Origin of the sequence: Acinetobacter sp. WCHAc010034 (genome assembly GCF_001696615.3) — a bacterium.
Lineage (GTDB): Bacteria > Pseudomonadota > Gammaproteobacteria > Pseudomonadales > Moraxellaceae > Acinetobacter.
The window spans coordinates 2,954,131-2,974,199 of sequence record NZ_CP032279.1 but is presented as its reverse complement, the minus strand read 5'-3'; the positions used below and the strand labels follow the sequence as shown (position 1 = coordinate 2,974,199).

The window sequence follows — 20,069 nt, the reverse complement described above, 5'->3', positions numbered from 1 at the left end:
AGGAAGCATCATGGCTAAACGTACAGACATTAAAAGCATCTTAATTATTGGTGCAGGCCCGATTGTGATCGGTCAGGCATGCGAGTTTGACTATTCAGGCGCGCAAGCGTGTAAAGCCCTCCGTGAAGAAGGCTACCGCGTTATTCTGGTCAACTCTAACCCAGCGACCATTATGACCGACCCTGCAATGGCGGACGCAACTTACATCGAGCCAATCACTTGGCAGACTGTTGCGCAGATCATTGAAAAAGAGCGCCCGGATGCAGTCCTTCCGACCATGGGCGGCCAAACCGCGCTGAACTGCGCGCTGGCGCTGGATGAGCACGGCATTCTGGAAAAATTCAATGTTGAACTGATTGGCGCAACCAAAGAAGCGATTGAAAAAGCCGAAGACCGCAAGCTCTTCGACATCGCGATGCGCAAAATCGGCCTTGAATGCCCTAAAGCTGACATTGCCGAGTCAATGGAACAGGCTTTAGAAATTCAAGCGCGCTTCGGCTTCCCGGTAATTATCCGCCCGTCATTCACCATGGGCGGTTCAGGCGGTGGCATCGCCTACAACCGCGAAGAATTCCTTGAAATCTGTGAACGCGGTTTCGATCTTTCCCCAACCAAGCAGTTATTGATTGATGAATCTTTAATTGGCTGGAAAGAATACGAAATGGAAGTTGTCCGTGACAAAAACGACAACTGCATTATCGTCTGCGCGATTGAAAACTTTGACCCGATGGGCGTGCACACCGGTGACTCAATCACCGTTGCTCCGGCGCAAACACTGACGGACAAAGAATACCAATTGATGCGTAACGCATCTTTAGCGGTTCTGCGTGAAATTGGCGTAGAAACAGGCGGTTCTAACGTTCAGTTCGGTATCTGCCCGAATACTGGCCGCATGGTCGTAATCGAGATGAACCCGCGCGTATCGCGCTCATCTGCGCTGGCGTCTAAAGCGACAGGCTTCCCAATTGCGAAAATCGCTGCGAAACTGGCAGTCGGCTACACCCTTGATGAACTGAAAAATGACATCACCGGCGGCACCACACCTGCATCTTTCGAACCTGCAATTGACTACGTGGTAACAAAAATTCCGCGTTTCAACTTCGAAAAGTTCCCGCAAGCTGAGCCTGTGCTCACCACGCAGATGAAATCTGTCGGTGAAGTAATGGCGATTGGCCGCAACTTCCAAGAGTCTGTAAACAAAGCGCTGCGCGGCCTTGAAGTCGGCGCATGCGGTTTTGATGAAAAAATCGCTGTCGGCACCGAAGGCGCGCGCGAAAAGATCCTGGTTGAACTGAAAGTTCCAGGCCCTGAGCGCATTTGGTATGTTGCTGATGCTTTCCGCCACGGCTTCACTTTAGAAGAAGTGTTCCAAGCGACGAAAATCGATAAATGGTTCCTGATCCAAATCGAAGACATCATCAAAACTGAAAATGAAATCAAAACTTTAGGTTTTGGCGATTTAAATGCAGAAAACATCCGTTCGTTCAAGCGCAAAGGCCTATCTGACCTTCGCATTGCGGACTTGATGGGCATTTCACAGAAGCAGTTCCGCAAGCACCGCTGGAATCTGGGCGTAACCCCGGTTTACAAGCGTGTCGATACCTGCGCAGCGGAATTTGAATCTGATACTGCTTACATGTATTCAACTTACGATGAAGAATGTGAAGCTAAGCCGTCAGACAAAGACAAGATCATGGTCATCGGCGGCGGTCCTAACCGTATCGGCCAAGGCATCGAGTTCGATTACTGCTGTGTGCACGCGGCGCTTGCAATGCGTGAAGACGGCTACGAAACCATCATGGTCAACTGCAACCCTGAAACCGTTTCAACCGATTACGACACTTCAGACCGCCTGTACTTCGAACCGATCACATTGGAAGATGTGCTTGAGATCGTGCGCACCGAAAAGCCTAAAGGCATTATCGTGCAGTACGGCGGCCAAACGCCGCTGAAATTGGCCCGCGCTTTGGAAGAAGCCGGCGCGCCGATTATCGGCACATCGCCAGATGCGATTGACCGCGCAGAAGACCGTGAACGCTTCCAGCAAATGATTCAGCGCCTGCAGCTGCGCCAGCCAAACAACAGCATCGTAAAATCTGCTGAAGAAGGCATTTCTGAAGCAGCTAAAGTCGGCTATCCGCTGGTTGTTCGCCCATCGTATGTATTGGGCGGCCGCGCAATGGAAATCGTGTATAACGAAGAAGAGCTGAAACGCTACCTCCGTGAAGCGGTCCAAGCTTCGAACGAAGCTCCTGTCCTGCTTGACCGTTTCCTGGATGACGCTACTGAAGTTGACGTAGACTGCGTGTCTGACGGTAAAGACGTTGTGATTGGCGGGATCATGCAGCATATTGAACAAGCCGGCATTCACTCTGGCGACTCAGCATGCTCGATTCCTCCATACTCGCTTTCACAAGAAGTTCAGGATGAAATGCGCCGTCAAACTGTAGCCATGGCCAAAGAGCTTGGCGTTGTCGGCCTGATGAACGTTCAGTTTGCGGTTAAAGGCAATGACATTTATGTGCTTGAAGTGAACCCGCGCGCATCGCGTACCGTTCCTTTCGTGTCGAAATGCATTGGCGAATCTTTAGCGAAAGTTGCTGCGCGCTGTATGGCGGGTCAGTCTTTAGAATCTCAAGGTTTCACCAAAGAGATTATTCCGACTCACTTTGCGGTGAAAGAAGCAGTCTTCCCGTTTGCTAAATTCCCTGGCGTTGACCCAATGCTTGGACCTGAGATGAAATCTACAGGCGAAGTGATGGGCGTGGGCAAAACATTTGGCGAAGCATTCTACAAAGCAGTGCTGGGTTCAAATGAACGCTTGCCGGGCTTGCCGACCGAAGGCGAAGTGAAGCATGCATTCCTGTCTGTGCGTGAATCTGACAAGAAATACATCGTTGATATTGCGAAGAAACTTGTTTCTTTCGGCTTCAAGCTTGTTGCAACTGGCGGTACGCATGACGTACTCAGCCAAGCAGGTTTGGCGTGTGAACGTGTAAATAAAGTAACCGAAGGCCGTCCGCATATTGTAGACCGCTTGAAAAATGGTGAAATACACCTTATTGTCAATACCACTGAAGGCAAGCGTGCTCAATATGACTCAGCAATGATCCGTCGCGCTGCATTACAAGGCAAGGTTTATTACACAACCACCATTAACGGTGCTGAAGCGGTTTGCCAAGCATTCGGCATTCAATTGCCGATGGATGTATACCGCCTGCAAGACCTTATCAAAGCTTAATTAAGCGGCCGAGAAGTCCCGTCACCTCTCGGTGGCGGGCTTTTTTCATTTTATAACCCTGTATTTTTTTAAATACCCATTTATGAGGGACAACAATGCAACGTTATCCTATGACTCCTGAAGGCAAAATCGCCTTAGAGAAAGAATTACACCAATTAAAAAGTATTGACCGTCCGCGCATTATTGCTGCCATTGCGGAAGCGCGCGAACATGGGGATTTAAAGGAAAACGCGGAATACCATGCTGCCCGCGAGCAGCAGGGCTTCTGTGAAGGCCGCATTCAGGATATTGAAGGCAAGCTTGGCGCAATTCAGGAAATTGATGTCAAAACGCTTGAACAGAACGGCCGGGTAGTTTTTGGCGTTACCGTGACTATTGAAAACCTGGACACTGAAGAGCAGAAGACCTACAAGATTGTAGGCGATGATGAAGCTGACTTCAAAATCAACAAAATCTCTGTGAACTCTCCGATCGCCCGCGGCCTTTTAGGCAAAAACGAAGGCGATGAAGCAAAAATCCAAACGCCAAACGGCGAAGTGGAATATGAAATTGCCAAAGTCGAATATCTTTAAGCATTAAAGATCAAATGGCTTTCAAGCCCCTCTTTTTGAGGGGCTTTTTGTTTTTATGCATTATATGCTTATAATTCAGCCAATAAGGCATGAAAATAAAATTATGGATGAGCGTTTAATACAGGCTTTTTACTATGCGGCTGGGGGCATTTTCCTCGGCATTCTGATTGCCATTGCATGGTCTTATGCTGTTGACAGCCATGCCAGCCCGGTGCAGATCATTTTTATCACAGCGCTTATCTGCGGATTGCTCGGCTTTCTGTTTCCGAAGCAGATTCCGCATTGGTTTAGGGCTTTGTGGAATTTCTTTAGCTGAAAGCCTCGGCTGGTTTTTAGCAGGCATTTCCTCTTCTTTTTAGGGAATCCCCTATATTCCTCCTGCTTAGCAGCGCTGCAGTTTTTATCGAAGGGCGCGCTTTCTCAAGCGCAGCTGAAATACGCTATAATCTGCCAACCTTTTCCGCGCTGTACTGCCATGCCTGAACAATTGATTAATTCCCCTGTAAAGCACTGGTGCGAATTCGAATTCATCTCAAAAACCGTGAAGAATCCGAATATTCACATTAAAGGGAATTACAGCTATTACAGCGCCTATTGGGATCAGGGTTTTGAGCGCTGCGCGGTGCGCTATCTGCACGACAAGCCCGCGACGGCTGAGAAACCAATTGACCAGCTCTATATCGGCAATTTCGTCTGTTTTGGCGCAGAATGCGTGATTATGATGGGCGGCAACCAATTGCACCGCACCGACTGGATTTCGGCCTTTCCGTTCGATACACGCAGCTTTGTGCCTGCAGGCGATACCGTGATTGGCGACGGCTGCTGGATTGGCTCCCGCGCCATGATTATGCAAGGTGTGACACTGGGTGAAGGCGCGGTGGTAGCTACAGGCGCAGTCGTGACCAAGGACGTTCCGCCTTATGCTGTGGTAGGCGGTGTGCCGGCCAAAATTATTAAGTACCGTTTCCCCGAAGCTGACATCAAAAAACTGCTTGCACTGAAGCTCTATGACTTAGATGAAAAGCAATTTTTAAAAATGCGTGAACAGTTACAGACGGATGATGTTATTCAACTAAATCTATGTCTTAATCACCACTCATCATCTTGGGATTCTAAATCTTCTACTAAATAAGCATTTAAATAGTCTTGATGTTGTTTAGGGAAATCTTCAAGTCTACTGATTTTATTGATAGAACATTTAGAATAGATATCTAAAATCAAATTTTGCTTATGATCTATACCACCATCATAGGCATAAGTTGTCGACTCAATGTTTTTTAGTTTATTAAATATATCTAAAAATTCTATTACTCTAAGCGATAAATAGTCTTTAAAGTAAGTTTCAATCTCTTGACTTGATAATTTATGCACTTGAATAAATTGATCAATTTCAGAAGTAAGCAATCTAAATTTTTTAATTACATCATTTGGACCACTTATAATTGATATTATTAAAAACATATCTTTTTTGACATTTCCTGTTTTTAATAAAGCATATAGATTTATTTTTCTTCTCATATCACGTGGTGAAATATATTTATCTAAAACTTTATAAAATATAAACACTATGTCATCTGAAAACTCACCTACATCTTCAAACAATTTTTTTAACACAGGTATGGTTACTAGTTCATTATGTAATGACTTATTAATTGGTAATAATGAAACCTTAAAATCAATAAACTTATCTAAATATTCTTCACCTAATTTTTCATCATAGCCATAATTATGACAAACCACTTTTGAAAACTGTGTTTTATCCATCACTAAAACAAAAACGATATTTTTAATATCAAAAAAGTGTTTAATACGCTCAATCAAACGAATAGCAAAATCAGGCCGGCAACGATCCAACTCATCAATAATAAAAACTAAAGGCTTTTCTAGGGCGTGTTCTCATTTGAAGAATGGATTTTAAAGACTTAAAATAATATTCCAAATTACTTGTATTTCAATATTATTCAATGGCACGTACTCTTTTAACAGATAATATTTGGCAGCAAATCCAGGATACAATGCGATTGCACGGTTGCTACTGTTCAAAGAATAGTAGAAATATCATGGAAGCTATCTTATGGAAACTGCGTACAGGCGCGACATGGCGTGATATTCCTCAAGAATTTTGTCCTTGGCAAACTGCTTATAATCGTTTTAATCGTTGGGCAAGTAAGGGATTGTGGAATAAATTTTTTTTAGATTACGAGGCGTCTTGGATCAAGAATGGGTATTCATTGACGGAAGCTACATACGCGTGCATCAGCATGCAAGTGGAGCTCGGAATGGTTTCGAAAGAGCAATTGGACAATCACGTGGTGGGCGAACAACAAAAATACATCTTGCAACCGACGCGAATGGATTACCGATTGATTTTAAAATCACTGGGGGTCAAGTCCACGATAGCCAAGTTGCAGAGCAATTGATAGAGGTTGTAGAAGAAGCAGATTATTTAATTGCAGATAAGGGATATGATGCTGAGACCATCAGAATATTTATTAAAAATAAAAATATGATCCCAATTATTCCAATGAGATCAAATAGTAAAAGATTAAATAAAGAATTTGATAAATATCTATATCGATTAAGGCATTTAGTTGAGAATGCGTTTGCGAGGTTAAAACATTTTCGAGCGATTGCAACCCGATTTGATAAGCTTGCACGAAATTATCAGTCTATGATTTACATTGCTTGCATGTTTATTTGGTGCAAAGCCAAATGAGGACACGCCCTAATTTTTCAGCTAATTGAGCTAATTCTTGCTTAAATGCCAATAAAGTATTTTTATCCGCTTCATGAGATTCAATTTTTGCCTCTATGCTTTCTTTTATTTTATCACCAATTTCATCAGTCGCAGACTCAATAGCTTTCTCACCTGCTTTATGAATCTCCTGAACGACTGTCCCTAAGACGCCACCACTGATTAAATTCAAACCTAAAGTCAGCAACACTTTAGGTAAGCTTGGCAATAAAGCCTGATATGCCGCAGCGGCTTTTTCCTTAAAAGTATTGATATGACTTTTATCAACATCATCATCTTTTGAAAGACAACTTGTAATTTCAGAAGAAATGACTAAAAAAGGATCTTCCAAATAATCATTTGCAAATGCATCCAAATAGATCACATTGTGTTTATGAGGCTCTGTAGTCTCTAAATGCTTTTGCCAATGCCTTACAAACCACGTTTTACCCTCACCCCAGCGTGCATCTAAAGCCAATACAGCACCGCACTGCAAACGGTCAACATAATTTGTGAGCTGAATGCCTAAACGCTGCCTATCCCAAAGATCGCCTTCCCACGCATTAAAATCTTCTTCAAAATTATCTTTAGACCAATTAAGTGGATTATTTTCAGACATTTTTAATTCATTATTAATAAATTAAACATAAGCTATCTGAACAGAAAATTTTAATCAACTTATGAAACTGCAAAACCTGCAGGCAAAAAAATACCGCGTTTTGGAACGCGGTATATAAAAATGGTGGCTATGACGGGACTTGAACCTGTGACCCCCGCATTATGAGTGCGGTGCTCTAACCAACTGAGCTACATAGCCATAAACTGTGCGCGCATTATGTTGTTTTATTGCAAGTACGTCAAGTACCTAATGCGCTTAATTGATCAAAATTTGATGAAGTGAGCCGATAAGCCGGGTTCTGTCGAGAACGATCATTCCTCTAGGCGCATAATCACTCATGCGCTCAAGCGACCTACCCGGATCCAGCATGGGCCATGCCTAAAGGATCCCTATTTGGTCTTGCTTCCGGTGGGGTTTACCATGCCGTGAACTGTTACCAGACACGCGGTGCGCTCTTACCGCACCCTTTCACCCTTACCTCCGATTCCGCTTGCGCGGAACCATAATGAAGGCGGTCTACTCTCTGCTGCACTTTCCGTCGGCTCACGCCGCCCAGGCGTTACCTGGCACCTTGCCCTATGAAGCCCGGACTTTCCTCCCCTGCTTTAGTCACGGAGACCTTGGCAGCAGCGATCGTCTGGCTCACTTCGAGCGCGCATCTTAGCAAAAAAATTCACTCATTGCTTGATGTTTTTTGAGCAATCAGTTTTTCATATTTCTGCATCAGCTGTTCTTGGCTTTCCGCATGGTTCGGATCGAGCGGAATGCAGTCCACCGGACAGAACAGCTGGCACTGCGGCTTGTCGTAATGCCCGACGCATTCCGTGCATAAATCAGGGTTAATCTCATAAATGATTTCACCCATAAAAATCGCCTCATTCGGGCATACGGGTTCACAGACATCACAATTGATGCATTCATCGGTGATATATAAAGACACTCTACCAGCCTTGTTGAAGTTTACGCTTAAACGCTTTTTCCACGTTTGCCGGAACAAACTTGGTTACATCGCCCTTTAAACGGGCTATTTCACGCACCAGCGTAGATGAAATAAACGAATACTGCTCTGAAGGCGTTAAAAACACGGCTTCAAAATGCGGGTCCAGCTGGCGGTTCATATTGGCCAGCTGAAATTCATATTCAAAATCTGACACGGCGCGCAGCCCGCGCAGCACTGCCGTCGCCTGCTGTTCACGGAAAAAATTCACCAGCAAGCCGTCAAATCCTACAAATTCAACATTGTCCAAATGGCTGAGCGAATCTTTTGCCAGCTCTACACGCTCATCCAGGCTAAACAAAGGATTTTTATGATGCCCAATGGCAATCGCCACCACAACTTCATCAAACATCCGTGATGCGCGGGTGACTAAGTCAATATGGCCATTGGTAATTGGATCGAATGTGCCCGGATAAATTACGCGAGTTATAGACATCCATTTGTGCTCTGTTTATTTTGTAGAGCCTTATGTTAGCAAAATCTTGTTTTCTGGTGAAGAAACTCCATCAATTTAAAAACTTCACCTGCGTTCAAGTTCGGGTACAATAGCTGCAACTTTGGAAGTTTCTGATTATGTCGAAAGTAACTGTTGTTAAAAAAAATAACGGCGGAACCATTGCGCAGAACAAGCGTGCCCGCCACGATTATTTTATTGAAGAGAAATTTGAAGCTGGACTTTCTTTGCAAGGCTGGGAAGTAAAGTCGCTGCGCGCCGGCCGCATGACCTTAACGGAAAGCTATATCACCTTCAAAAATGGCGAAGCCTTTTTATTCGGCGCGCAGGTGCAGCCGCTGCTCAGCGCATCTACCCATATTGTGCCGGAAGCCCGCCGCACCCGTAAGCTTTTGCTCAGCAAGCGCGAAATTGACAAGCTGCTGGGCGCAGTCAATCAAAAGGGCTACGCCTGCGTGCCTTTAGCCTGCTACTGGAAAGGCCGTTTAGCGAAGCTGGAGATTGCTCTGGTGAAAGGCAAGCAATTGCATGACAAGCGCGCGACTGAGAAAGACCGCGACTGGCAGCGCGACAAAGCGCGGATTTTTCATAAGTAAGAGAAAGCCTGCATGCGGAGTGATGCCGGCCAGTTAAGCCTTTTTAATCCTCCTCTTGCGCAGCAGTGCTGTTCATCTCCCCGCTCTTTGACCTTGCGCCATATATGGCTCAAGGTCAGGGGGATTATCAATCAGCAGCAATACGATTACGCTTAAGCGATCTGCATCGCCCATTCGCAGGTTTTCTATTTTCATAAGCCCCAATAAAAAAGCCGGAAGAATAAAAAATCCTTCCAGCTTTGCGCCTGACAGCAAATATTTATCAGCCTGACGGCATCTGCAAATTATTTAAACTTATTCAGCAATAAACCCAAGTATTCGCCAAACCACAGCGCTGTATTCAAGTCGCCTTGCGGCGGGGTAATTTCTACCGGCGCATTGTCCGACTGGGTCATCAGGCCCAGAAAGCTTGACATGCGGTTCAGGTCTTGCCCGCTGCGCCCTGTCGGCATCATCGGCAAGCCCGCCCACAGCATGCCGTGCTGCATGGCGAATAAATTGATCTGCTGCAGCACCGCCAGCTTATCGCCGCTTAAGCCGCCGCCGTTGGTGAAGCCGGCAGCCACTTTGCCCTGCCATGCCCGCGCCAGCCAGCGCTTGGAAGACTGCTCCATAAACAGCTTCAGGCCAGAGGTCAGGTTGCCCATATAGGTCGGGCAGCCGAATACAATGGCATCGGACCGGTCCAGAATATCCCAATCTATCTGTTCAATATTCATGCTGTGCACTTGAACACCGGCCTGCTGCGCGCCCTGAGCAATAAAAGAGGCGACCTTTGCCGTATGTCCGTACGGGCTGTGATAAACAATTGCGATAGATTTTTCGGATAAAGACATAACAGTTAAAAGTCTATAGATTCAGTCAAGTTTAGCATTTTCAGGCCATAAACACGAATGCCGCCATGCGGCCGGTTTTTGCAGCGCGCCGGTAGGAGAAATACTCCTCCGGCTGCCGGTAAGAGCACTGATCGCCGCCCAGCACCATTTGCACGCCCTGGCGCTGCAGAATATAGCGGGCAATCGCATACAGGTCTGCATAAAACTTGCCTTCCTTGACGCCGGCCTTAAATGCGCTGTCCAGCTCAGGGTATTTGCAACAGAATTCCTGCTTCACTTCCGCGCCTATTTCAAAGCTGTCCTGACAGATGGCGGCGCCCAGCCATGCCCAGGCCGGCGGATGCTGCATGGAGGCAACTGTAGTTTCAATAATGCCGTGCGCCAGACCGCGCCAGCCGGCATGCAGGTTGGCGACTTCGGTGCCTTCCGCATTGCCCAAGACCACAGGCAGGCAGTCCGCCGTCATCATCATCAAGGCATGGCCTGCGGTTTGCGTCACCAAGCCGTCGCCCTCAAGCGCATCAAAAGGCATTTCTGCATTAATGGTGCGGCAAATGGTGCTGTGGGTCTGGGTCATCCACGTCACCTTATTCACCCCATAGGCGGAAAATTCTTCCAGCAGCGCCATGCGGTGGCGCTGCACGCGCTGCGGGTCGTCATTGACATGCAAAGCCAGATTGAAGCCGGCCAGATCAGGGACCTGAGACGGCAGGGCTTTCTCATGATGCACCCGGGTCTGGCCCGCAAATACGCCTTTCGGCAGGCCTTGAACAAACTGCATGTCACCTTCCTTTATATGCTTGATGGGCTTAAATTCATCCGCGCGGAAATCAATAGGCTTTATTTTCGGTGCGCAGCACTTCAACCAGATGAGTCAGGTCTTCAGGCCACGGCGCTTCAAACATCATCTCTTCGCCTGAGCGCGGATGCACAAGGCCCAGCTTGGCCGCATGCAGCGCCTGGCGCTTGAAGCCGCGCAGCGTATCCGCAAGCAGCTGCGACGCCCCTGCCGGCACGCGCACGCGGTTCATATATACTGGGTCGCCGACTAAGCCGTGGCCGATATAGCTGAAATGCACGCGGATCTGATGGGTACGGCCGGTTTCCAGGCGCGCCTGAATGCGGGTGAAATGCTGAAAGCGCTCTTTCACATTGTAGTGCGTCACAGCCTCTTTGCCGCCCGGCAGAATCGCCATTTTAATGCGGTCTACAGGATGGCGCTTAATCGGCTGGTCAATCATGCCGCCGGCAATAATCGCGCCGTAGGCAATCAGGTCATACACCCGGTAAACCGTTTTTTTCGCCAGCTGCTTGCTGAGCGAGAACTGCGCTTCAAGATTTTTAGCCACAACCAGCAGTCCGGAAGTGTCTTTGTCAATGCGGTGCACCAGGCCCGCGCGGGACAGTTCCGCAGACCTAGGATAATGATGCAGGATGGCGTTCACTAAAGTTCCGGTCACATTGCCGGCGCCCGGATGCACCACCATGCCGACCGGCTTATTGATGACCATAATGTCGTCATCTTCATACACGATGTCTAAAGGAATATCTTCAGGCAGGCTTCGGGTTTGCGCTTCCAGCTCGACGTCCAACGTCAGCAGCTCATTTCCCTCAGATTTATACTTCGGCTTTACGCTGTTACCATTGACCAACAAATGGCCTTCCTTTAGCCACTGCTTGAGTTTTTCGCGCGAAAAATCAGGCCAGACGATGGCTGCGACCTGGTCGATGCGCTGCCCTAAAAAGCTTTCATCCAGTTGAAATTGCAACGATAAACGTGTTGCAGTTGCGTCTGAAGTATGGTTATCTGCATCCTCAGAATCTTCAAGTAAATTGAAATCAGTTTCAGGGAAAGATGTATCGGAAGATTGTGCTTGAGTCATTTGATCATTCAGGCAAAAGTGGTTTAATAGTGCAATTGTAGCTCATTGCCAGTATTAACAGAGGAATTTTTATGTCGCTACCGCATTATAAAATGACAATGCTCGCTCTAACCGTGGGCATTGCCGCTGCAATGGCCGGCTGCAGCAGCAATCCAAAAAAAGATGTGGTTGATACTGGTCCGCAATCCAGCGAACAGGTTTATATTGAAAAAGCAAAAAAAGCGCTGGACCGTCATCAATATACCGACGCGGCCAAGCATTTGGAAGCGTTGGAAACCTATTACCCGACTGGCAGCTATGCCGCTCAGGCGCAGCTGGAATTGCTGTATGTCAAATTCCAGCAGAAAGACTATGAAGCCGCCATTGCCCTGGCTGACCGCTTTATCCGCCTGAATCCGCAGCACCCGAATGCAGACTACGCCTACTATGTGCGCGGCGTATCCAATATGGAGCAGAACTACAACGGCCTGCTGCGCTACACGTCATTAAAGCAGTCGCACCGCGATGTCAGCTATCTGAAAGTGGCCTATCAGAACTTTGTTGACTTTATCCGCCGCTACCCTTCCAGCACCTATGCGGTAGACGCTGCGCAGCGCATGAAGTTCATCGGCCAGGAACTGGCTGAAAGCGAAATGAACGCCGCCCGCTTCAACATTAAGCGCAAAGCCTATTTGGCCGCGGTAGAGCGCTCGCTTTGGGTCGTGGAACACTATCCGCAAACCCCGCAAATTCCTGAAGCGCTGGCGACCATTGCCTACGGCTATGGCAAATTAGGCGATCAGGCCACTGCCCAGCAGTATATTGACGTGCTGAAAATCAACTATCCTGAGCTGGTGAAATCTGACGGCACCGTCAACATGCGGGCTGCGCGCAGCGAAGGCAGCTTCCTGAACCGCGCGACTTTAGGCATTTTCGGCAAAGAAGGCCGCACGCATTCTGAGCAGGATGAAGCCAAAAGCGCCGGCAATGACGGCGAAAGCCGCAGCTTAACCAACCGCCTGTCTTTCGGCTTGCTGGATCGCCCAAAAGCTGAATCAGCAGAGATTGAAAAACCGGCGCAATAAATCATCTGCTATACAGGTCGATTTTTACTGAAGGGCAAGTTATCATACTTGCCCTTTTAGCATCGCAGCGCTGCGGATTTTGATCCGGCTTGATCTGCCCGGCTAAAAGGTATACAAATTAATGCTCAGCATAGATGCAGGCGTTCAGCTTTCACGCTGCTGCATCCTCTTTTAGACGACTGGATTACCCCGACAAAACAGCATGGCGATTCCTCAGCACACCATTGACCAGATTCTGGACCGCACCGACATTGTCGATGTGATTGGTCAATTTGTGAAATTAAAAAAGACCGGGCGCACCTATTCAGGCTGCTGCCCGTTCCATCAGGAAAAATCGCCATCTTTTCACGTCTACCGCGATAAGCAGTATTTCCACTGCTTCGGCTGTCAGGCCAACGGCAACGCCATCCGCTTTTTAATGGATATCGGCAGCCGCAATTTCATTGAAGTGATGAAAGACCTGTCCAGCCAGACCGGCATTGAACTGCCGAAAGACAATCATGATTCGAATAAGCTGAAATACAAGCGCGAAGCGCCAAAGCCCAAAGCGCCTGCTCAGGCACAGCCGCCGGCGCAGCCTGCACAGAAAGCTGCGGATGCTGCCGGCCACAGCCCTGCCCCGGCATTTGAGCATGACCCTTTTGCAGAGTTTCAGGCGCAGGATGACGCCTTTTACGGCCATGATCCTTTCGCCGCATTCAGCCAGCCGCCGGCATTTGAAGAAGCCGCGCCGGACGGCAACCTGTATGACCTGCTGGAAAATATCGCCCAGTTCTATGAGCGCCAGCTGCCGCACAGCCAGAACGCGCAGAAATATTTCCGGCAGCGCGGCCTGTCCCGCGAAACCATTGCCTATTGGCGCTTAGGCTATGCGCCGGAAGACTGGCAGCATCTGGAAAAAGCCTTTCCGCAGGATATTGAAGGCCTGAAGCTGCTGGGCCTGATCCGCACCAGCGACAGCGGACGCGACTTTGACCTGCTGCGCGACCGGGTGATTTTCCCGATCCGCGACGCCAAAGGCCGCGTAGTCGGCTTCGGCGGCCGCGCGCTAAACGATGAAATCAAGCCGAAATACATCAACTCGCCGGATTCTGAAGTCTTCCATAAAAACCAGCTTCTGTACGGCCTGTACGAAGGCCGCAAGCAGAAAGCCCAGGACTGGCTGATGGTGGAAGGCTATATGGACGTGATTGCGCTGCAGCAGTACGGCATTGCCGGCGCGGTGGCGACTTTAGGCACGGCCAGCAATACCGAGCATCTGAATATTCTGTTCAAGCAGAACAGCCGCATTACCATTGCCTTTGACGGCGACGCCGCCGGCCAGAAAGCCGCCCGGCGCACGCTGGAAATTGCCCTGCCGCTGCTGAATGACGGCCGTGAGCTGAAATTCTTTGTGCTGCCGAATGAGCACGATCCGGATTCGCTGATCCGGCGCGAAGGCATTGAAAACTTCCGGCGCCTGCTGGACACTGCGCCGCTGCTGTCCGAATTTGTCTTTGCGCATTTAACCCAGAGCTATGACCCCGCCTCGCCGGAAGGCAAAAGCCAGGTCATGGGCGAACTGCGCCAGCTGACCGAGCTGCTGCCTAAAACAGGCTCTTACCGCTACCTGCTGCAGCAGTATTTCCGCGAAAAGCTCGGCTTCAGCCGCAAATGGCAGCCGCAGGTCAACAATGACGCCTCCTTAAGCTTCAGCACAAAAATTGACGCCGAAGAATATGTGATTGCGATTCTGATCAATCATCCGTATTTATACATTCATTTTGAGCCGCTGCGCGCGCTGATCCCGCAGGACCTGCTGCTGTTCCATATTCTGAATATCTTCAATATTATTTTTGATGACCTGCCGGATGATCCAGAGCTGTCATCCTATTATGCGCTGGGCGCATGTGCAGCCTATCATCATGAACTGCAGAATATTTTAGAGCACGCCAATATCAGCGACTATACCTCGTCGCCGGAACAGGCGGACAAGCTGGCAGCCGACCTTTCGACCAAGCTGCAGTATGAATGCCTGCAGCAGAAGCTTAAATCCAAGAAATTTTCCAGCCTTGCCGAAATGCGCAACCTGAAGCAGAAAATTTATGAAATTGGCAAAAAAAGGTCGCTGACCCTGCTGGAAGACTAAAAAGAGCGCCCCGCCTTCACAGGCCAGGCGCCCTAATCCTGTTCAGGACGGCTGGAATAGCCTTCTTTCAAGCTTATTTTTTCGGCCGGCGGCGCTTGGCTGCCGTTTCGGCTAAATCCTGCCCCATCATCTCAAAATAGGACGGATCTTCCGCAGTAGCTGCGTGGCGCAGCGCAATTGAGGCTGGATGCAGCAGCTTATTGGCTAGCCGGTAGGAAAATTCCCGCAGCACCTGCTCTGCAGATGCGCCTTTCTGCAGGCGCTGCAGAGCCAGTGCCAGCTCTTCCTGCCTTAAGCTTTCGCCGTGCTCACGGTAAGCATGAATGGTTGAACCGGCCGAATTGACTTTCTGCTGGGTCACCAGCTCGGTAGCCAGCTGATTCACCATCACTTCCGCTTCAACCGCAGCCTGGCGGCGCTGCGCCAAGTTTTCATCAATCACGCTCTGCAGGTCATCCACGCCGTATAAATACACACCGTCCAGCGTTTCCACCCTGGCTTCAATATCGCGCGGCACGGCCAAATCCACCAGCAGCATCTGCTTATATTTACGTTTTTTTAAGGCTGCTTTGACATCTTTGAAATAAATCACCTGATGCAGGCTGCCGGTGCAGCTGGAAATCACATCGGCGCGGTGCAGATTGTCCGCCAGATCATCGAATTCAATAATTTCCACATCCACGCGGTGGGCAATTTCCTGCGCCAGCGCTTCCGCGCGGCTGCGGGTGCGGTTGCAGATGATGATTTTTCCCACGCCCATTTCCGCCAAATGCTTCGCCACCAGGCTGTTCATTTCGCCGGCCGCGGCAATCAGCACGGTCAGCTGCTCCGGCTTGCTGAATACCTGCAGCGCCAGCTGCGCGACGGCATAGCCCATAGACACAGCATGGCTGCCCACGGCAGTTTCTGAGCGCACCCGCTTGGCAGCGTAGAAGGCATATTCAAAAATCCGGTTTAAATCCGGCGAAACGGTTGCAGCATCTTTGGCTAAGGACAGCGCGGTTTTCACCTGCCCTAAAATCTGCGGTTCGCCCAGCATCAAAGAATCCAGGCCGCTGGCAACGCGCATCAGGTGCGTCACTGCCTGCGCATTTTCATAGCGGTAGACATGATTTGACAATTGCTTAACATCAAGATGATTGGCCTGAGCGAGCCAATTCAATACCATATCTGCATTGTCAGACATGGCATAGACTTCAGTCCGGTTGCAGGTAGACACCACCACCATGTCATTCAGACAGGCAGCACGGCTTTGCTGCGCAAGCAGGGCGCTTAACTTTTCAGGGTTAAATGCAATTTGCTCGCGCAATTCTACAGAGGCGGTTTGATGGTTGACACCCAATGCAAAGAAAGACATATCAGATCATCATTTCGCTAAATTTATGCTATTGTGCAACATCGGTGTCATAAAAAGCATTACTTGGATCAAGAAAAATTGCGTCAAACAAATAGCCGGCTCAGCGGCGCGACAATCAAGCAGTATTCTACCACATTCTTGCTGGTCGGTAGCATGGCTTCCAGTGCCCCAGTTCGGGCATTTGGAGAAGTTTACCATGCAAATTCAAATTATGATGCCATAAAACAGAGCATGATCGCAGAGTTTGCGCTGGCTTACCAAGACATTCCAACAGCCCTGCACAACTATACCGTGCTCGCCATTAAAAGCAATTCCACCGCAGTGAAGCAGCGCGCGCTGAATGTCGCCATTGAACAGAACGATCTGCAGGCCGCTTTGGACATTGCCACACACTGGGTGGCGCAGGAGCCGGAAGATGTCCCGGCGCTGTTTTACCTTTCGCATATCGCGCTGAAAGCGCATGAATATGATTCGGCGGCTGAAACGCTGGATAAAATTTTAAATATTGACCCGAATGCAGATTTGGAGCAGATTCTGGCCGGAATTGCGCCGGAATCCGCAGATGACCGCGATTTCCTGATCCGTGCGCTGCGCGCCAGCAAAGAAGGCCGCAATCCGTCCATTCTCGTGCTGATTGCCGGCCTTGAAGCGCAGAACGGGCAGCTGCATGAAGCGCTGGACACCATCAATCAGGCCTTGAAAAAACGCCCGAAATCAACCGGCTATATCCTCATGAAAGCCAACCTGCTGACGGCTTTAGGCAATGATGAAGAAACCCGAAAATGGTATGAAAAATCCAGCAAAAAGCACCGCAGCAGTCAGGAAGTGCGCTTAGCCGAAGTTAAATATTTGATTAAAATCAATGAGTCTGAGCTAGCGCTGCAAAAACTGGAAGACATTTTAAAAAAATGGCCGAAAGCCGAAGAAGCGCTGTTTATTGCCGGGCTGACCAGCATTGACTTGGAGCAGTATGAAAAGGCGGAAAAATATTTAGTTGAGCTGCGCTACTCTGCGCAATATCAGAATGAGGCCTATTACTATCTGGCGGTGAATGCCGAGCGCAAGCAGCATTTTGAAACCGCCAAGGCCTATTACCGCCTGGTGGACGGCAGCCTGTATACGGTTTCGCGGCGCAATATGGTCAGCATTTTTGCCCAGCAGGACAAGCTCAATGACGCCCTGCGCTTTTTAACTCAGGAACGGGTGAATTATCCGCAGCACGCCAGTTTCCTGTATCTGGCGCAGGCCGATATTTTAAAGCGCATGGACAATAAAAAAGCCGCCGTGCGCCTGCTGGATGAAGCGGTGAAGAACCTGCCGGATGACCCGGAACTGATTTATGCCGAAGTGCTGCTGCTTGACCCCTATCAGGAGCGCGACAAGCTCGACAGGCTGCTGAAAAGCCTTCTGGCGATTGAGCCGAACAGCCCCACCTACCTGAACGCCTACGCCTATACGCTGGCGCTGCAGAACCGCAGGCTGGATGAAGCGCGCAAATATGTGGAGCACGCGCTGGAATACGCGCCCGAACAGGCTTCGATTCTGGATACGCTGGGCTATATCTGCTTTCTGCAGAATGACTTTTCCACCGCTGCGCGGGTGCTGAAAAAAGCCTATGAACTCAGCGGCAGCCTGAAAATCGGCGTGCGCTATGCGCGCTCCATCTACATGCAGGGCAATCTTGCAGAATTCAGCCGCGTGTTACAACAACTCAAACAAAAACATCCGAATGATCCTCAATTAGAGCAATTGAGTACGCTATTGTTACCCCAGCAATTCAAAAAGAGTTAAATCTACCCTATGCGCATGATTTCAAAACGCAGCCTGCCGCTTATGGCCGTCAGCATTCTGGCTTTAGCGGGCTGCCAGCCCTATGTCAAGCCGCAGCCGGCGGCCAGCGCCTCAATTCTTGAAGCGCCGGACCAGTTCAGCCTGCAGGGCAAAATCGGCGTGCGCACCCCGCAGCAGTCCGGCAGCGCTTTTTTTACCTGGGCGCAGCAGCAGGATGAATTTGACATTGAACTCAGCGGCATTTTAGGCGCAGGCAAAACCCAGATCAGCGGCAAGCCCGGCGAAGTCACGCTGAACAGCGCCAAAACCGGCTTAATCACCGCAGCCACGCCTGAAGAGCTGCTGGAGCGCGCGACAGGCTGGCAAGCGCCGATTACCCACCTGACCAAATGGGTTCAGGCCAAGCCTGCCACCCTGCAGGCGCAGGTCAATAAAGACGGCAGCGGGCGCCCAGCGCAGATTCTTGAAGACGGCTGGACGGTCGATTTCAGCTATGACGGCGAAACCGCGCTGCCGAATAAGCTGATCCTGAAGCAGGCGCTTGAAACAGGAAAAGAAAACCGTATTACAATGCTCATTCAAAACCGCTAGTTCCGTATTGCCATGATCCGAGTCCCCTCCCCAGCCAAGCTTAACCTGTTCCTGCATATCACCGGCCGCCGCCAGGACGGCTACCATGAGCTGCAAAGCATCTTTCAGCTGATTGATCTGTACGACTGGCTTGAATTCAGCCCGGCAGATTCCGCTGCAATCCGCATCAACGGCTTAAGCAGTGTGGATCTGGAGCAGAATTTAATCTACCGTGCGGCGCAGCTGCTGCGGCCTTTTGCGCAAAAGCCCACTGGCCTGAATATCCGCATTGAAAAAAACATTCCAATGGGCGCAGGCCTCGGCGGCGGCTCATCGAATGCCGCCACGGCCCTGATTGTGCTGAATCAGCTTTGGCAGTGCAGCTTAAGCATTGAGCAGCTGGCTGGCCTGGGCCTGAAGCTAGGCGCAGATGTGCCGATTTTTGTGCATGGCCGCAATGCATGGGCGGAAGGCATCGGTGAACAGTTAACATTCATAGACTTAGATCAAAAACAGTACATTGTGCTGAAACCTGACTGTTTTATCAGCACTCAACTGCTTTTTTCACAAAAAACGTTGACAAGAAACGAGAAGAGCTCTAAATTCTGCGCCTATCAGCAAACGCCGTCTGATTTCAGAAATAACTTTGAGCCTCTGGCAAGAAGCTTATATCCTGAAGTGGATGAAGCGATGCGGTACTTAGATCAGTTCAGTACAGCAAAGCTTACAGGTACAGGTGCCTGTGTTTTTACTGAAGTGACTGAAGAAATGAATGTAAATGACATTCTGAATAACGCGCCATGTAAATCTTACCTGGTGAACAGTTTGCAGGAATCTCCATTGCTTCAGTTCAAAGTCTGATAGGGGCGTCGCCAAGTGGTAAGGCACCGGGTTTTGATCTCGGCATCCGTTGGTTCGAATCCAGCCGCCCCTGCCATTAAATTCACCTGTAGATGTTTGTATTAAAGGGGCGTCGCCAAGTGGTAAGGCACCGGGTTTTGATCTCGGCATCCGTTGGTTCGAATCCAGCCGCCCCTGCCATTTAATACAGCATCAAATTTAGGGGCGTCGCCAAGTGGTAAGGCACCGGGTTTTGATCTCGGCATCCGTTGGTTCGAATCCAGCCGCCCCTGCCATTTTCTCAAAAAAGACAGAATATTCTTTTGCAGTCCGCCTGTTAAATTACCTTGACAAAACGGCTCAAAAATATTAAAGTTCTGCCGCATT

General features: G+C 49.2%; 19 protein-coding genes, 4 tRNA genes and 1 other RNA gene. 14 read left to right on the top strand and 10 right to left on the bottom strand.

From position 1 onward, the window contains the following. Positions 1-10 precede the first annotated feature (10 nt). The 4 genes from carB to BEN74_RS15925 all read left to right on the top strand — a co-directional run bounded on the left by carB (position 11) and on the right by BEN74_RS15925 (position 4,945). Positions 11-3,241, top strand: a complete 3,231-nt coding sequence (carB, locus tag BEN74_RS15940; protein WP_068913593.1) for a carbamoyl-phosphate synthase large subunit — start codon at positions 11-13, stop codon at positions 3,239-3,241. Positions 3,242-3,336: 95 nt separating this feature from the next. After that, entirely contained in the window at positions 3,337-3,813 is a 477-nt protein-coding gene (gene greA, locus BEN74_RS15935) for a transcription elongation factor GreA (RefSeq protein WP_068913590.1), read from the top strand. Between the two features lie 103 nt (positions 3,814-3,916). Continuing rightward, a complete protein-coding gene (locus BEN74_RS15930) occupies positions 3,917-4,129 on the top strand; it encodes a hypothetical protein (RefSeq protein ID WP_068913588.1) in 213 nt (70 codons plus the stop codon). A gap of 159 nt (positions 4,130-4,288) precedes the next feature. Then, positions 4,289-4,945 carry a CatB-related O-acetyltransferase gene (locus BEN74_RS15925; protein ID WP_068913586.1) on the top strand — a complete coding sequence of 219 codons (657 nt, stop codon included), beginning with the start codon at positions 4,289-4,291 and terminating at the stop codon, positions 4,943-4,945. Here the strand turns inward: BEN74_RS15925 and BEN74_RS15920 are convergent. After that, on the bottom strand, positions 4,903-5,667 hold the full coding sequence (locus BEN74_RS15920) for a P-loop NTPase fold protein (RefSeq protein WP_068913584.1): 765 nt from the start codon (positions 5,665-5,667) through the stop codon (positions 4,903-4,905). The two genes, BEN74_RS15925 and BEN74_RS15920, sit on opposite strands and share 43 nt — an antisense overlap. A gap of 110 nt (positions 5,668-5,777) precedes the next feature. Here BEN74_RS15920 and BEN74_RS15915 point away from each other — a divergent pair. After that, positions 5,778-6,529 (top strand): IS5 family transposase gene (locus BEN74_RS15915; protein ID WP_416240761.1). Its coding sequence is split into 2 segments (ribosomal slippage): positions 5,778-6,012 and positions 6,012-6,529, totalling 753 coding nucleotides; the frame shifts between segments, so codons are not numbered across the junction. Here BEN74_RS15915 and BEN74_RS15910 read toward each other — a convergent pair. The 5 genes from BEN74_RS15910 to coaD form a co-directional block, all read right to left on the bottom strand. Further along, on the bottom strand, positions 6,507-7,166 hold the full coding sequence (locus tag BEN74_RS15910; RefSeq protein WP_228200363.1) for a P-loop NTPase fold protein: 660 nt from the start codon (positions 7,164-7,166) through the stop codon (positions 6,507-6,509). The genes BEN74_RS15915 and BEN74_RS15910 overlap by 23 nt on opposite strands. A 121-nt stretch (positions 7,167-7,287) precedes the next feature. After that, positions 7,288-7,364, bottom strand: a tRNA-Met gene (locus BEN74_RS15905). A 73-nt stretch (positions 7,365-7,437) separates the two neighbouring features. Beyond that, positions 7,438-7,815, bottom strand: an RNA gene (gene rnpB, locus BEN74_RS15900) — RNase P RNA component class A. A 24-nt stretch (positions 7,816-7,839) separates the two neighbouring features. Continuing rightward, the gene (locus BEN74_RS15895; protein WP_068912033.1) at positions 7,840-8,106 is read right to left on the bottom strand and encodes a YfhL family 4Fe-4S dicluster ferredoxin; all 267 of its coding nucleotides are present in this window, start codon (positions 8,104-8,106) and stop codon (positions 7,840-7,842) included. A gap of 1 nt (position 8,107) precedes the next feature. Beyond that, positions 8,108-8,599, bottom strand: a complete 492-nt coding sequence (gene coaD / locus BEN74_RS15890; RefSeq protein ID WP_068912035.1) for a pantetheine-phosphate adenylyltransferase — start codon at positions 8,597-8,599, stop codon at positions 8,108-8,110. Between the two features lie 137 nt (positions 8,600-8,736). Between coaD and smpB the strand changes: the two genes are divergently transcribed. Continuing rightward, entirely contained in the window at positions 8,737-9,213 is a 477-nt protein-coding gene (gene smpB, locus BEN74_RS15885) for an SsrA-binding protein SmpB (protein WP_068912037.1), read from the top strand. 284 nt (positions 9,214-9,497) lie between these two features. Here the strand turns inward: smpB and BEN74_RS15875 are convergent, their stop codons facing one another. Genes BEN74_RS15875 through rluD form a run of 3 tightly spaced genes read right to left on the bottom strand, consistent with a single transcriptional unit; the run spans position 9,498 to position 11,932 of the window. Continuing rightward, the gene (locus BEN74_RS15875; protein ID WP_068912041.1) at positions 9,498-10,049 is read right to left on the bottom strand and encodes a flavodoxin family protein; all 552 of its coding nucleotides are present in this window, start codon (positions 10,047-10,049) and stop codon (positions 9,498-9,500) included. A gap of 40 nt (positions 10,050-10,089) precedes the next feature. After that, positions 10,090-10,830: a peptidoglycan editing factor PgeF gene (gene pgeF, locus BEN74_RS15870; protein ID WP_068912044.1), complete on the bottom strand. Its 741-nt coding sequence runs from the start codon at positions 10,828-10,830 to the stop codon at positions 10,090-10,092. A gap of 49 nt (positions 10,831-10,879) precedes the next feature. Next, positions 10,880-11,932, bottom strand: coding sequence for a 23S rRNA pseudouridine(1911/1915/1917) synthase RluD (gene rluD, locus BEN74_RS15865; protein WP_068912046.1), 1,053 nt, complete (start codon positions 11,930-11,932; stop codon positions 10,880-10,882). Between the two features lie 71 nt (positions 11,933-12,003). Between rluD and BEN74_RS15860 the strand changes: the two genes are divergently transcribed. Beyond that, complete coding sequence (locus BEN74_RS15860; RefSeq protein ID WP_068912048.1) at positions 12,004-12,996, top strand: outer membrane protein assembly factor BamD; 993 nt, start codon at positions 12,004-12,006, stop codon at positions 12,994-12,996. A 202-nt stretch (positions 12,997-13,198) separates the two neighbouring features. Continuing rightward, entirely contained in the window at positions 13,199-15,124 is a 1,926-nt protein-coding gene (locus tag BEN74_RS15855) for a DNA primase (protein WP_068912050.1), read from the top strand. Between the two features lie 73 nt (positions 15,125-15,197). Here BEN74_RS15855 and hemA read toward each other — a convergent pair whose 3' ends face one another. Further along, positions 15,198-16,481 carry a glutamyl-tRNA reductase gene (hemA, locus tag BEN74_RS15850; RefSeq protein WP_068912053.1) on the bottom strand — a complete coding sequence of 428 codons (1,284 nt, stop codon included), beginning with the start codon at positions 16,479-16,481 and terminating at the stop codon, positions 15,198-15,200. A gap of 78 nt (positions 16,482-16,559) precedes the next feature. Here hemA and BEN74_RS15845 point away from each other — a divergent pair, with 78 nt between their 5' ends. The 6 genes from BEN74_RS15845 to BEN74_RS15820 all read left to right on the top strand — a co-directional run bounded on the left by BEN74_RS15845 (position 16,560) and on the right by BEN74_RS15820 (position 19,978). After that, positions 16,560-18,272: a tetratricopeptide repeat protein gene (locus tag BEN74_RS15845; protein ID WP_068912060.1), complete on the top strand. Its 1,713-nt coding sequence runs from the start codon at positions 16,560-16,562 to the stop codon at positions 18,270-18,272. 9 nt (positions 18,273-18,281) lie between these two features. Continuing rightward, complete coding sequence (gene lolB, locus BEN74_RS15840; RefSeq protein WP_068912055.1) at positions 18,282-18,863, top strand: lipoprotein insertase outer membrane protein LolB; 582 nt, start codon at positions 18,282-18,284, stop codon at positions 18,861-18,863. A gap of 12 nt (positions 18,864-18,875) precedes the next feature. Further along, positions 18,876-19,703 carry a 4-(cytidine 5'-diphospho)-2-C-methyl-D-erythritol kinase gene (gene ispE, locus BEN74_RS15835; protein WP_068912058.1) on the top strand — a complete coding sequence of 276 codons (828 nt, stop codon included), beginning with the start codon at positions 18,876-18,878 and terminating at the stop codon, positions 19,701-19,703. A 1-nt stretch (position 19,704) separates the two neighbouring features. Further along, positions 19,705-19,779, top strand: a tRNA-Gln gene (locus tag BEN74_RS15830). A 29-nt stretch (positions 19,780-19,808) separates the two neighbouring features. Beyond that, positions 19,809-19,883, top strand: a tRNA-Gln gene (locus tag BEN74_RS15825). A gap of 20 nt (positions 19,884-19,903) precedes the next feature. After that, positions 19,904-19,978 (top strand) — tRNA-Gln (locus BEN74_RS15820). Positions 19,979-20,069 lie beyond the last annotated feature (91 nt).